We start from the raw sequence: 13,451 nt of genomic DNA, 5'->3' as shown, positions 1-13,451 counted from the left end.
TTGAGATGTGATGTCAGATCAATTAAACAGCCGTGAAGCTCGACGAAAAGCAAACAGCAAATCGAATCCTTCACCGAAAAAAGGTAATAAAAAACGAAAAAAAGGTGGGTTGTTTAAAAAGACCCTTTTCACTTTACTCATTCTGTTTGTTTTAGGCGTAGTCGGCGGTGCCGTTACATTTGCCGTCATGATTTCAGATGCACCTAAACTAGACGAAAACAAACTGAAAACACCCTACTCATCGACAATTTATGATGAAAATGGAAAAGAAATCGCTGAATATGGGTCTGAAAAGCGGAGTTACGTCTCGATAGATGAAATTCCTGATGTTGTAAAAGAAGCGTTTATTGCAACAGAAGACGCCCGTTTTTATGAGCACCATGGGATTGACCCTGTCCGTATCGGAGGCGCCTTAGTCGCCAACTTTACAGATGGCTTTGGCGCTGAAGGCGGAAGTACGATCACACAGCAGGTCGTTAAGAACTCCCTTCTTTCCCAACAGAAAACAATGAAACGGAAAGTACAGGAAGTATGGCTTTCACTTCAGCTGGAGCGCAATTACTCTAAAGATGAAATTTTAGAAATGTATTTAAACCGGATTTATTTCTCTCCTAGAGCATATGGAATCGGAAAAGCGGCGGAAGAATTTTTCGGTGTCACAGATTTAAGCAAGTTGACTGTGGAACAAGCCGCGACACTTGCCGGTATGCCGCAAAGCCCGACAGCGTACAATCCCGTTAAAAACCCGGATAAATCGGAAAAAAGACGGAACATCGTACTCAGTCTAATGAAAAAACAAGGATTTATTTCTGATTCTCAATTTAACAAAGCGAAAAAAGTGGCAGTGAAAGATGAAGGCGTTGTATCACAGAAGGAATATGAAAAAACAAATTCAAATAAATACAGTGCGTTTGTTGAAGAAGTCATGAAAGAAATTGAAGAAAAATCTGATGTCAATCCAGGCACTGACGGATTGAAGATTTACACGACATTAAATACAAAAGCACAAGACAAACTAGATGAATTAATGGACGGAGACACCGTCGGATTTACTGAAGGCATGCAGGGCGGCGTTACCCTTCTCGATACAAAAACCGGAGAAGTCCGCGCGATTGGCGCGGGACGCAATCAGCCGGTCGGCGGCTTTAACTATGCTACTCAAACTGAGGCCCAACCTGGTTCGACCATAAAACCGATTTTGGATTACGGACCAGTGATTGAAAATAAGAAATGGTCCACATACGAACAAATTGATGACTCAGCCTATACGTATTCTAACGGAAAACCAATCCGTGATTGGGACCGTAAATATAATGGACCAATGTCTATGCGCCAAGCATTGGCACAATCTCGTAACATCCCGGCTTTAAAAGCGTTCCAAGCAGTCGGAAAAGACGCAGCGGTAGACTTTGCTAACGGATTGGGATTAGGATTAGATAAAGAACATGTATATGAATCGTATTCTATCGGCGGATTCGGAGAAGGCAATGTCGGTGTTTCTCCTCTGACAATGGCTGGGGCATACAGTGCATTCGGCAATAACGGAACATATAATGAACCGCATTTTGTAAAGTCAATTGAATTTAATGATGGCACGAAGCTTGACTTAACACCAAAATCTAAGTCAGCCATGAGCGATTATACTGCGTTTATGATTACAGATATGCTGAAAACAGCTGTTAAGTCAGGTACTGGACGACTTGCACAAGTACCGAATGTGGAAGTTGCAGGTAAAACAGGTACAACAAACTTTGAAGAAAAATATTTAAAGCAATATAATATTGCATCAGGCGGCGTACCTGATTCTTGGTTTGTGGGATATACCCCTCAATATACAGCCGCTGTATGGACAGGTGTAGATTCTAACAACAAGCTAGGAAAAAAATCTTTGAATAGTCCAGAGCAGCAGGTGGCAAAACGTCTATTCGCCCAGCTCATCGCCGATGTCGATAACGGAAGCGGAGCATTCGAGAAGCCTGACAGTGTAGAGGAAGCTACTGTAGAAAAAGGCTCTAACCCGGCAAAATTGGCAGGACCAAATACACCAAGCGACAAAAAGCTCACAGAGTACTTTGTAAAAGGCACTGCTCCTTCCTCTGTTTCTAAAACGTATGAAAAAAAAGAAACAGATAAACCGACTGACTTAAACGTAAAATATGATAAAGACAATCAGTCTCTGACGTTAAGCTGGAAATATGACGATGATGCTACCTTTGAAGTGAAGCAGTCTGTCGATGACGGCAGCTACTCAGAGATCCAGAACAGTTCCGCAAAAGAAGTCGTCATATCTGATGTGAAGCCTGGATCTGTGTATAAATTCCAAGTAACAGCGATCAGCGATGATGTTCGCAGTGATACAGCCGCTACTTTCTATGAAGTACCGAAGGCTGAGGATGAAGAAAATAAAGACGACGAAAAGAAAACCGATGATGAAAAGCAAGATGAAGATAAATCTCAGGATGACTCCCAAACTGATGATTCTCAAACAGATGACCAGAAAAATCAAGATCAAACTGATGATTCAACAAACGATCAAGATCAAGATAAAAAACAAGATAATACAAATAACAACCCGTCCGACAACAGTAACCAAGATCAATCTAACGATAACAGCAACAATCAAGATACGTCAGATGGCAATTCAAACTCAGGCACGAATGAATCATCCGGTTCTGATCCCAACAAAAATAAACCAGATCCATCTGACAAACCGCAATCAAACTCATCACCTAAAAAAACAAATTAAACAAAAAGCCGTCACCCAAAAGGTGACGGCTTTTTTTCTTCATAAAAAACCTCTCCTATTACGGGGAGGTTTTATCGATTTATCGCGTGATATTTATAAAAGTGCTTTTTCATTTCAGTAAACAGCTCATCAAGCTGAATAAAGCAATGGTATTGGGTCGGCTTTAGAAGAATAAATTCTACCCGTTCAGGCCAATTGATCGGCTTTGCGGGGAATGATTTATCCGTCAGTTCTGCCCAATCCAGCGATTTCACCCGCTCGCCCGCTGTCCAGTGGAGCGAAGCCAGCAAGCACACAATGCCCTTCAGCATGTCGTTTTGATCACATCTCGATTTTCGTGTTTGAAAAACTGGGAGAAGCGATTCTTTGATGTCTTCCCACACTTCAAACAAAAGCGGAACATACTTGCCGCTGTCTTCCCATGGCAAAACAACTTGGGTTTCCGTGCGGAAATCAAAATAAACAGGGTTCATCTTCAAGGTTTCTTTTATATCCGCAGAGCTCATCTGGCCAAGACTGCGCAAGTATTGCTCATAGGTAGCCAGTACTTCTTTTGCTTCTGTCATCGTTTCACCAGTCCTTTTTTCTCTCTCTTCTGCCCTTCTCTGCATAGAGAAAGGAGCGGACATTCCGCACAGCGCGGTGACTGGGCCTTACAATGATATCTGCCAAAGAAAATAAGCCGGTGATGGGTAACAGACCAGTCTTCCTTCGGAACCTTACGCATGAGCGTCTTTTCCACTTCCAGCACCGAATCCTTCCAACGGCAGATGCCCAAACGCTTACTGACCCTCTCCACATGGGTATCCACGGCGATGGCCGGTACGCCAAAGGCAACGGATACCACGACGTTGGCGGTCTTTCTTCCGACACCAGGCAGTTTGACAAGCTCATCACGATCTCTCGGCACTTCCCCGCCATAATCTTCAATAATCATTTTACTTAGTTTTTGAATATTTTTCGCTTTATTGCGATACAAACCGATTGATTTAATATCCTGCTGAAGCTCTTCCAGCGAAACAGCCAAATAGTCTTCAGGGCGTTTATATTTTTGAAATAACGTTTTGGTCACTCTGTTTACAAGTGCGTCTGTACACTGCGCAGATAAAGCGACTGCTACCACTAATTCAAAAGGATTGGAATGAACCAGCTCACACTCTGCGTGGGGAAACATGTCGCCTATCTTGTCTAAACAGAATTCAATTTGCTTTAGATTTAACATGTTTGTCACCTTTTCACTTTATTGTTCAAGCCAATTGTAAAAAGGAACCTGCCTTTTATACTCTTTTTGCGGTTCATTCTGCTTTGTTTGCACACGCCGGAATTTTTGGCTATGGACTTTTGCCTGTTCCACAGTTTTCAATCCGTTTTTCTTCCACTCAAACAATATCCGGTCAATGTAACGGAAACTAAGTTTTCCTGATAATACCGCTTCTTTTAACGCGTGTTTGATCAGCTGTGCGTCATGCTGATCTTGATCCTGCCAGATTGCCAGTGTTTCACATTCCAAAGGTGATAAGGGCCTCGCAAACTCTTCCTCAAAAATCGTATAAAGGCTTTTTTGTTCCCCTTCTGCTTTTCTAACCTGTGTCTGCGTCTGGGCAAGCTGCATATACTCGTACAGCTTGCCCCATAAAGGCTGAAGAGAATATTTCTCAAATTTGATGCCGTTTTGGTCTTCACATTCTTCAATAAACAGAAAGCCTTTTTGAATGAACATTCGCAATCTGCTTGTGCATTCTTCAACAGAAATTGACATACCTTCCTGCAGTTCGTTCGGTGTAGGAAAGTAAGAGCCTCTTTCTAAATGCATTTTGATTTTCAACAGGAGGATTAGCTCTGTTTCATTAAGCCCGAGCTGTTTATAATGCGTAAGCAGCAGATTAGGGATGGTTGACGTTCCCTGCTCCTGCATATCAATAAATTGTTGTTTTTTCATCGTCACACCTCTTACTGTAAAGGATCATGATTTCCCCTTTACTGTAAAAAGTCTCCCTTGCAGGAGACTCTTTTTTTGTTTCATTTGAATGTATTATGGATATAGACGGTTTAACAGTCTTGGGAACGGAATGGTTTCACGAACGTGAGGCGCTCCGCTAATCCATGCTACTGTCCGCTCTAATCCAAGGCCAAAGCCTGAATGAGGAACTGATCCATATTTTCTAAGTTCAGCATACCATTTATAGGCGTCAGAATCCAGTCCATGTTCTTTAAGACGCGCTTCCAAGAGTTCCATATCGTGAATCCGTTCAGATCCGCCGATAATTTCTCCATAGCCTTCCGGCGCAATCAGGTCAGCGCAAAGCACGACATCCTCGCGGTCAGCAGCCGGCTGCATATAAAACGGTTTTAGGGCCGTCGGGTAGCGAGTGATAAAAACCGGTTTGTCATAGTGTTCGGCAATCGCTGTTTCATGAGGCGCTCCGAAGTCATCTCCCCATTCGATATCATCAAAGCCCTTTTCTTTTAGAAAATCAATGGCTTCGTCATACGTGATTCTTGGGAACGGCGCTTTGATTTGCTCAAGTTTTGACGTGTCTCTTCCTAATATGTTTAATTCAATTTTGCAATTCTTAAGAACCGATTGCACAATGAATGAAACATAATTTTCCTGTACTTGAAGGTTTTCTTCAAATTCAACAAACGCCATTTCCGGTTCGATCATCCAGAATTCGATTAAGTGGCGTTTTGTTTTAGACTTTTCCGCTCTGAACGTCGGCCCGAAAGAGAATACTTTCCCTAATGCCATTGCCGCAGCTTCCATGTAAAGCTGACCGCTTTGAGACAGGTAAGCATCTTCATCAAAGTACTTAGTCGCAAAGAGCTCTGTTGTTCCTTCTGGTGCGCTTCCAGTCAGAATCGGCGGATCTACTTTTACGAAGCCTTCGTTATTAAAGAATTCGTAAGTCGCGCGAATAATTTCATTACGGATTTTCATGATCGCATGCTGGCGTTTTGAACGGAGCCATAAATGTCTGTGATCCATCAAAAATTCCGTACCGTGTTCTTTTGGTGTAATGGGATAATCAGTCGCTTCGTGAATGACTTCAATCCCTGTCACAGCTAGTTCATAACCAAGCGGGGAACGCTCGTCCTCTTTGACAACCCCTTTTATATAGAGTGACGTTTCCTGTGTCACTGATTTAGCTGTTTGGAACATGCTCTCTTCTACTTCTGCTTTTACTACGACACCTTGAATAAAACCGGTACCGTCGCGCAGCTGTAAAAACGCGATTTTCCCGCTTGAACGCTTATTTGCGACCCAAGCACCGATCGTTACTTCTTCACCTACGTGCTTATACACTTGGTTGATTGTTGTTTTCAACATATTTCCCTCCAAAACAAGAAAGACATTCGGAAGACCATTCTCCCGAACTCTATTATCATCACTTTATTATACCCGCTCTTAACTAACCGGGTCAATGCAGAACAAAAGCGGCTTTTTTGTCAGCCGCTTTTGTTCTGTTAGCTATGCTTTTCTACAAAACGTTTTATTCTTTCCACCGCTTTTTCAAGAAGATCTAACGATGTGGCGTAAGATAGACGGACATTATCAGGAGAACCGAAGCCCGATCCAGGAACAATTGCCACTTTTTCCTCCTCAAGAAGCGCTTTGACAAATTCATCTACATCTTTGAAGCCGCAAGATTGAGCTGCTTCTTTTGCATTCGGGAACAAATAAAAAGCACCTTCCGGCTTCACACAGCTGAACCCAGGGATTTCTACGAGCTGTGCATAAATCGTGTTTAATCGATGTTCAAAAGCTTCTCTCATTTCTTCCAAAGGCTCTGAAGGCCCATTATAAGCCGCAATCGCTCCATACTGTGCGATCGATGTCGGGTTTGATGTACTATGGCTTGCAAGGTTCGTCATCGCCTTAATGATGTCTTCAGCCCCAGCCGCATAACCGATTCTCCAGCCTGTCATGCTGTGCGACTTTGACACGCCGTTAATAATAATGGTCTGTTCTTTCAGACTGTCAGACAGCTGCGCAATGGAAACGTGTTTCTTTCCGCCATATGTAAGTTTTTCATAAATTTCATCAGACACAATTAGGATGTCATGTTCAAGGCATACTTCACCAAGCGCTGTCAGCTCCTCTTCCGTATACATGACACCAGTCGGGTTGCTCGGAGAGTTAATGACGATCGCTTTTGTTTTTTCCGTGATCGCGTGTTTCAGCTGTTCAGGAGAAATTTTGAAATGATTTTCCTCAAGACCTTCTACATAAACAGGCTTTCCGCCAGCCAGCTTCACTTGCTCGGGATAGCTTACCCAATAAGGTGTTGGAATAATGACTTCATCTCCTTCATCCAAAATCACTTGGAAAAGGGTGTACAGAGCATGTTTAGCACCAGTGCAGACAATGATTTGAGACGGTTTGTATTCAATATTCTGGTCACGTTTAAATTTCTCTGCAATGCTGTTTTTCAGTTCAGCCAAACCACCTGAAGGCGTGTATTTCGTATGACCTTCGTTCATAGAACGTACAGCGGCATCAATAATATGCTGCGGTGTATTGAAGTCAGGTTCGCCTGCCCCTAAGCCGATGACATCATGGCCTGCTGCTTTCAATTCCTTCGCTTTCGCTGTGATTGCCAGTGTGGTGGATGGTGTTAATGCGGATACTCTTTTTGCCAGTTTCAACTTGAATTCCCCCTAATTCGTCTTAAGGCGTGATATTTTTGAGAATCTTTCCAGTTGTAAAGTCCACATAACTTAAACTATATTGAGCTTCCTTGTCTAAGTACGTTACTTCCCAAAGCAGAACATTTCCTTCTCTTCCCAGATGGACCTCTTTTTGCTTTGAAACCAGCCCTTCGTCCTGTATGATTTTTGCCGCTTTGTCTCCCGAGATCCCCTCTTTTGCTTCTTTCGAGAGAATTTTTGCTTTTTTGTCAGCAGGAACCCACACATAGAATTTGCTGCCTTTTTTGTCCGTTCCCTTTACGACATAATATTTCTCTTTACCGACAAATGTTTCGACTTGATCAACGTTGGAGAGATCGGTTTCTTTTTTTGCTTCAGCAACTGCCGCTTCGTGTCCGTCTTCCTTTTGTGCCATAGCTGATTTATAAATGTGTGCCGAGACAAGAAGTACTGCTAAAAGAATAATACCAAAAATGACAGTAAATATTAATGCTTTTTTTCTCATCTTCTCACCTACGTACGATAAATGGTAAAAACGGCTTGGTTTTTGTCATCTTCATCCAGCGCAAGGCCGAACATCAAATTGTCTCTTTTCAGTGTTCGATTCAGTGTGTCTACAATTTTATACAAGTCATCAGAATGCTCTACAGTAATTGTTGAAAGAATTTCGATTTTGCTTTCCATCATTTCGTCCTCCAGTTTGAACAAATATTGTTAGTCATACTCCATTTCAAGTCACGCCATACTAGTATCACAGAGCGGCACAACCGCTTTTAAATAAAACACCATCCTACTCCCACACCGCAAAAGCCGCTTCATGCGGCTTTTATTTATTTTCCCCTTTAACGTAAGCCTCAAGCTCACTGTCAGTCATTTCAGATACAGAGGTTGTGGGCAAAGCATCAAGAAACAGCCGTCCATAACCAGCCGTTTTAATCCGTCTGTCTAATATGACAATCGTGCCTTTGTCTCCGGCTGTCCGCAGCAAGCGGCCGATTCCTTGTCTGAAAGTCAGCACAGCTTCCGGTAGTGATACTGTTTGAAACGGATTCCGCCCTTTTTTGCGGGCAAGCTCACATTTTGCAGCATGAAGCGGATGGTCAGGGGACCGGAATGGAAGCCTCACGATCATTACCGTTGTCAGCTCATCACCGGGAAAATCAACACCTTCCCAAAAGTGGTTTGTACCAAGCAGGATCGCCTGATTAGATGTTTTAAAAGTTTTCATCAGTTTCCCGGGACTTCCGCCTGTAATTCCCTGTGCCAAAAGTTGAATGCCAGAAGCACTCATGGTGTGCTTGAGTTCCTGATGAACCTTTTTCAGCATGTCGTGGGACGTTAACAGCACCAAAATTTTTGGTTGTTTTTCCTTTGCCATCAGTTCGATATAACGAGCAGTATCCCGGATAAATTCTGCTTGCCCAGTATCTTGGATTGATTTCATTTCTTTTGGAATCATGACCTGCATGCGTTCATTGTAAGAAAAAGGCGATTCAATTCTCATGGTCCGCGGGTAAAAGTCAGCTAACCCAAGCCGTTCAATCATAAATTGAAAAGAATCTTCGACTGTAAGGGTTGCAGATGTCAGCACCACACTGTTTTTACGCGCGAAAAATTGATCTGCCAGAAGTTCGCCGGGTTCAAGCGGCTGGGCGTAAATGGCGACCGCATTTTTCGCTCCCTTTGCGTCAATTTCAATCCACACCGCTTCATCGTCTTCAGCCCCAAAGAACAGCTTCTGCAGTGTCTGGCAGTACTGCTGCAAGCCTTTCATACTTCGTTGATATTCATCCGCTAAAAAGACAGATTTGCTTTTCATACTCGTCAGATGTTTTTCCATCAGAGCCGACTGGGTCCCAAAAAGCTGCTGCAAATGTGTCAGCATGGAACAAAGCCTCTCCGCTCCATCCTTTAAAATTGGCCAGCTGTTATCTTGGCTGCTGTCTTTATTCACCTTAAAAACTAGACGGTTTAAGTCTTCTTTAGGTTTTCTTCGTTTGACAAAAGAATGTACGGAGCTGAAGAAAGCATCACTTTCTGCTTGAATGTGCTGAATCCACTCTTCCAATTCGAAAAAGGAATCAACGGGCAGGCTGTACCGCTGGAATAACTGCCTCATTTTTTTTAGAAGTCCCTGCTCCTTCAAAGTGCCGATTCTGCTCAATTTAGAATGCAACTCTATGTAGGTGGCTCTTTTTCCTAAATGTTCGCTTGCCGCACGTTCAAAATGATGTGCTTCATCAATGATAAATGTGCCGCTTTCAGGAAGTCTTTTTTTCGGACTGGCTTCATCCGTCAGCAAAAGAGAATGGTTGGTGATCACCAAATCGGAACGCATGGCAACCTGTTTGGCCCGCTCATAAAAACCAATCACATTCTCATTGCGGCTTTTTTTATAAGATTCATCGTCGTAAGCCAATCTGTCCCACAGCAATTTTCCGCCCGACGGCAAATTCAGTTCGGCTACATCTCCTGTATTGGTCTCTGTCAGCCAAACGAGAAGCTGTGCCTTTGTCAATACAGCATCATAATTATCATCATCTTCATGAAGCACCTGCTCGAATTTATGCAGACATAAATAATGCGATTGTCCTTTTAAAATAGCTGCTGTTACCCGAAATGGAAACAGATCTTGGACAATCGGCAAGTCCTTTGTCAAAATCTGCTGCTGCAAAAGCGTTGAATATGTGCTGATTATGACCGGCTTTTTTGATTTCTTGGCAAAAAGCGCAGCCGGAATAAGGTAGCCAATCGTTTTTCCGATCCCCGGCGGAGCTTCGATCAACGCATGCTCACGATTGGCAAACGCGTCAGCCACCTCTTTCATCATCATCATTTGGCCTTCTCTTTTTTCATATCCAGGCATTAACTCTGACAGCGCTTCTTCATTTCCCGCTTCCCAATTTTCAATCTCATACGAGAAGTTCTCGTCTTCATTGACACGCTCATCAATTGATTCGGGTTCTCTGACAGAAAAGGAAGAAAAGCGCACAAAACCGGGAGTTTCGGTATGTCTGTTTTCATAAATGAACATATCCAACAAATGCGTCAGATCACTGATAAAATGCTGCGAAAGCCTTCTTAACTGTTTTAATGTCGGATAAGGAAGCTGCCGCAGCTTTTCAAGGATTTCCAAAAAAATAAGCCCTGTCACTTCAGCGTCGCTGTCAGCCCGATGCGGCTGTTCATGCCGCAGCTGAAGTTCCTCACTTAATTCGGTCAGCTTATACCCTTCAAATCCTGGAAAAACAATACGGGAGAGCTCAACAGTATCCAGCACTTCACAGTCCGGAAGCTGAAAGCCCGCCTTATGTAACTCATACTTGACAAACCCAAGGTCAAAATGGATATTGTGGGCGACAAAATAAGCGCCGTCAAGCAAATGGAACACGTCTTCAGCGACAGCCTCAAACGGCTGTTCATGTTCTACCATTTGATTAGAGATTCCAGTAAGCTGCTCAATAAAAGCAGGAATGGATTTATTTGGATTAATGTATTTTGAAAACCGCTCAGTAATTTGTCCATTTTCAATTACAACCGCTGCGATTTGTATGATTTTATCGCCTTTTTTCGGCGAATTCCCTGTTGTTTCTACATCTATAACAACGAACCGTTGCTTATTCATTAAAATGGACACCTCAATTCTTGCATACGACAAAAGTGTAACACGTTTTGTACGGAAATGGAGCGGCAAAACCATTTTACTCTCAAAATCTTAAAAGAAAACCCCCGATAAAGGGGGCTTTTCTTCTACAAAATTGTACGGGCCGGTTCATTTCCCAGCAGTTGTTCAATTTTGTTTTGATCATTCAGAACAGCCACTTTCGGCTCGTGACCTGCCGCTTCTTGATCTGACATCATTTTGTAGGAAATAATAATAACCTTATCTCCTTCCTGTACTAAGCGTGCTGCTGCACCATTTAAACAGATGACGCCGCTTCCGCGTTCGCCAGGAATAATATATGTTTCCAAACGTGCTCCATTATTATTATTCACAATTTGCACCTTTTCATTAGGAAGCATTCCCACCGCATCAATAAGATCTTCATCAATTGTGATGCTTCCCACATAATTCAGGTTTGCTTCCGTAACAGTTGCCCTGTGAAGCTTACCGCTCATCATCGTGCGATACATATTATATTCTCTCCATTTCTCGAATATCAATAATGATATTATCTATTAAACGCGCTTTTGAAAAAGCAACTGCAACAGCCAGAATCATTTTTCCTTCAATATTGTTCACTGGCTCGAGTTCTGGATAGGAATAAAGCTCCACATAGTCAATAGTGCCGCTTGTCGTTCCAATCATTTCTTTTGCAGCGTTGATCACTGCCTGAGGATCTTTTTCACCTGCTCTAATCAGCTCCGCACTTGTTTGAAGGGCTTGGTACAGCTTAGGCGCTTCTTTTCTTTCCTCAGCTGTTAAGTATACATTGCGGGAACTTTTCGCTAAACCGTCTTCCTCTCTGACCGTATCGACTGCAACCAATTCAATATCCATGAAGAAATCGCTGATTAAGCCATCAACAACTGCCACCTGCTGTGCATCCTTTAAACCGAAATAAGCGCGGGTCGGCTGTACAAGATTGAACAGCTTTGTCAGAACGATTGCAACACCGTCAAAATGCCCTGCTCTTGAGCGTCCGCACAATACTTCTGTGCGTCTTTCAACATGGATTGTGACATTTTTTTCATCGGGATACATCTCTTGAGCATCAGGGGTGAAAAGAATATCGACTCCGGCATTTTCTGCAAGAATCGCATCCCGCTCAATATCCCGAGGATATGCTTCAAAATCTTCATTAGGACCGAATTGCGCGGGATTGACAAAAATACTCATAACAACGGCGTCATTTTCTTGTCTTGCTTTGTCTGCCAGGGTTAGATGCCCCTCATGCAAAAATCCCATTGTCGGAACAAATCCGATTGATTTCCCCTCTGACTGATATTGTCTTATGGCTTCTTTCAGCTGTGAAATACCTGTAATCTGTCTCATCTTATTTTCCTCCGTACAAGCCGTCCAGCACTGTCTGGTTCATTTTAAAGGAATGTTTTTGTTCAGGAAAAGCACGATGTTTCACATCCTGGACATATCCGCTGATTGCTGTCTCAATTGTTTTATCAATTTGCGTATATTGTTTTACGAATTTAGGTGTTCTCTCAACACCATGGCCGATCAAATCGTGATAAACGAGAACTTGTCCGTCCGCTTTCACACCAGCCCCGATTCCGATAACCGGTATGCTTAGCTTTTCGGCAATTTTAGCTGTGAGTTCTGCTGGCACACATTCCAGCACAAGCATCATCGCTCCTGCTTCTTGACATTTTATACTGTCTTCTATTAATTTTTTGGCGCTTTGTTCATCTTTGCCCTGTACTTTATACCCGCCTAATACACCGACAGACTGAGGTGTCAGGCCTAAATGACTGACTACTGGAATGCCTCCGAGCGTTAATGCCCGAATGGATTCAAACACGCCTTCTCCGCCCTCAAGCTTCAGTGCATCGGCACCGCTTTCCTGAACAATAGCCGCTGCGTTTTTCAGCGTATCTTCTTTAGACAGGTGATAAGACATAAATGGCATATCTGTCACAATAAAGGTGTTCGGCGCGCCCCTTTTAACAGCCTTTGTATGATGAATCATGTCCGCAACTGTCACACCGACAGTTGAATCAAGGCCAAGGACGACCATTCCGAGTGAATCCCCGACTAAAATCATGTCAACTCCTGCTTGTTCAGCAAGCTTAGCTGCCGGATAATCGTAAGCGGTCAGCATGACAATCGGTTCTTCCGTCTCCTTCATTTTTTGAAAATCGAGTTTTGTTTTCATGTTTTCTCCTCCTCATGTTTAGAGGAGATGAGCTGCCGTTTTCTTTTACAAGCCAAAAAACCTTCTGTTTAACGAGAAGGATTCTTCACTTTCTAAAGTTCGGCGAGTGTCATCCCTCTGTCCCAGTCCTTTTTGGATCAAGGCAGACTGCTGCAATGTCTATCTATTTTTATAATAGGTGCAGTTCGCAGGCGATACTGCCCAATGGAAGTATACCAAAATCA

Annotated in this window: 12 protein-coding genes; 1 reads left to right on the top strand and 11 read right to left on the bottom strand. The window is 43.0% G+C overall.

The window, feature by feature from the left end; genetic code table 11:
* Positions 1 to 10 precede the first annotated feature (10 nt).
* Positions 11 to 2,746 (top strand): transglycosylase domain-containing protein, encoded by a 2,736-nt coding sequence (locus AAGG74_RS03730; protein ID WP_429674558.1) that lies wholly within the window; start codon positions 11 to 13, stop codon positions 2,744 to 2,746.
* A 71-nt stretch (positions 2,747 to 2,817) separates the two neighbouring features.
* On the opposite strand, the gene AAGG74_RS03725 is transcribed toward AAGG74_RS03730, so the two are convergent.
* The 11 genes from AAGG74_RS03725 to panB form a co-directional block, all read right to left on the bottom strand.
* The gene (locus AAGG74_RS03725; protein WP_429674557.1) at positions 2,818 to 3,312 is read right to left on the bottom strand and encodes a YpoC family protein; all 495 of its coding nucleotides are present in this window, start codon (positions 3,310 to 3,312) and stop codon (positions 2,818 to 2,820) included.
* Positions 3,309 to 3,968: an endonuclease III gene (nth, locus tag AAGG74_RS03720; RefSeq protein ID WP_162102647.1), complete on the bottom strand. Its 660-nt coding sequence runs from the start codon at positions 3,966 to 3,968 to the stop codon at positions 3,309 to 3,311. The genes AAGG74_RS03725 and nth overlap by 4 nt, the downstream gene beginning before the upstream one ends.
* Positions 3,969 to 3,986: 18 nt before the next feature.
* Positions 3,987 to 4,685: a DNA replication protein DnaD gene (dnaD, locus tag AAGG74_RS03715; protein ID WP_429674556.1), complete on the bottom strand. Its 699-nt coding sequence runs from the start codon at positions 4,683 to 4,685 to the stop codon at positions 3,987 to 3,989.
* A gap of 93 nt (positions 4,686 to 4,778) precedes the next feature.
* Entirely contained in the window at positions 4,779 to 6,071 is a 1,293-nt protein-coding gene (asnS, locus tag AAGG74_RS03710; protein ID WP_429675234.1) for an asparagine--tRNA ligase, read from the bottom strand.
* Positions 6,072 to 6,211: 140 nt separating this feature from the next.
* Positions 6,212 to 7,393 carry an aspartate transaminase AspB gene (gene aspB / locus AAGG74_RS03705; RefSeq protein ID WP_162102644.1) on the bottom strand — a complete coding sequence of 394 codons (1,182 nt, stop codon included), beginning with the start codon at positions 7,391 to 7,393 and terminating at the stop codon, positions 6,212 to 6,214.
* Positions 7,394 to 7,415: 22 nt separating this feature from the next.
* A complete protein-coding gene (gene tseB / locus AAGG74_RS03700) occupies positions 7,416 to 7,901 on the bottom strand; it encodes a cell wall elongation/penicillin-binding protein regulator TseB (protein ID WP_162102643.1) in 486 nt (161 codons plus the stop codon).
* An 8-nt stretch (positions 7,902 to 7,909) separates the two neighbouring features.
* Positions 7,910 to 8,080 carry a YpmA family protein gene (locus AAGG74_RS03695; RefSeq protein WP_162102642.1) on the bottom strand — a complete coding sequence of 57 codons (171 nt, stop codon included), beginning with the start codon at positions 8,078 to 8,080 and terminating at the stop codon, positions 7,910 to 7,912.
* A 142-nt stretch (positions 8,081 to 8,222) separates the two neighbouring features.
* The gene (gene dinG, locus AAGG74_RS03690) at positions 8,223 to 11,021 is read right to left on the bottom strand and encodes an ATP-dependent DNA helicase DinG (protein WP_429674555.1); all 2,799 of its coding nucleotides are present in this window, start codon (positions 11,019 to 11,021) and stop codon (positions 8,223 to 8,225) included.
* A 125-nt stretch (positions 11,022 to 11,146) separates the two neighbouring features.
* Positions 11,147 to 11,530: an aspartate 1-decarboxylase gene (panD, locus tag AAGG74_RS03685; RefSeq protein WP_162102640.1), complete on the bottom strand. Its 384-nt coding sequence runs from the start codon at positions 11,528 to 11,530 to the stop codon at positions 11,147 to 11,149.
* A gap of 1 nt (position 11,531) precedes the next feature.
* Positions 11,532 to 12,392, bottom strand: coding sequence for a pantoate--beta-alanine ligase (gene panC / locus AAGG74_RS03680; protein ID WP_162102639.1), 861 nt, complete (start codon positions 12,390 to 12,392; stop codon positions 11,532 to 11,534).
* Between the two features lies 1 nt (position 12,393).
* Positions 12,394 to 13,227 carry a 3-methyl-2-oxobutanoate hydroxymethyltransferase gene (gene panB / locus AAGG74_RS03675; protein ID WP_162102638.1) on the bottom strand — a complete coding sequence of 278 codons (834 nt, stop codon included), beginning with the start codon at positions 13,225 to 13,227 and terminating at the stop codon, positions 12,394 to 12,396.
* Positions 13,228 to 13,451 lie beyond the last annotated feature (224 nt).

It is taken from the genome of Bacillus mexicanus, assembly GCF_050445615.1.
GTDB classification, from domain to species: domain Bacteria; phylum Bacillota; class Bacilli; order Bacillales; family Bacillaceae; genus Bacillus; species Bacillus mexicanus.
This window is presented reverse-complemented; position numbering and strand designations above follow the sequence as displayed.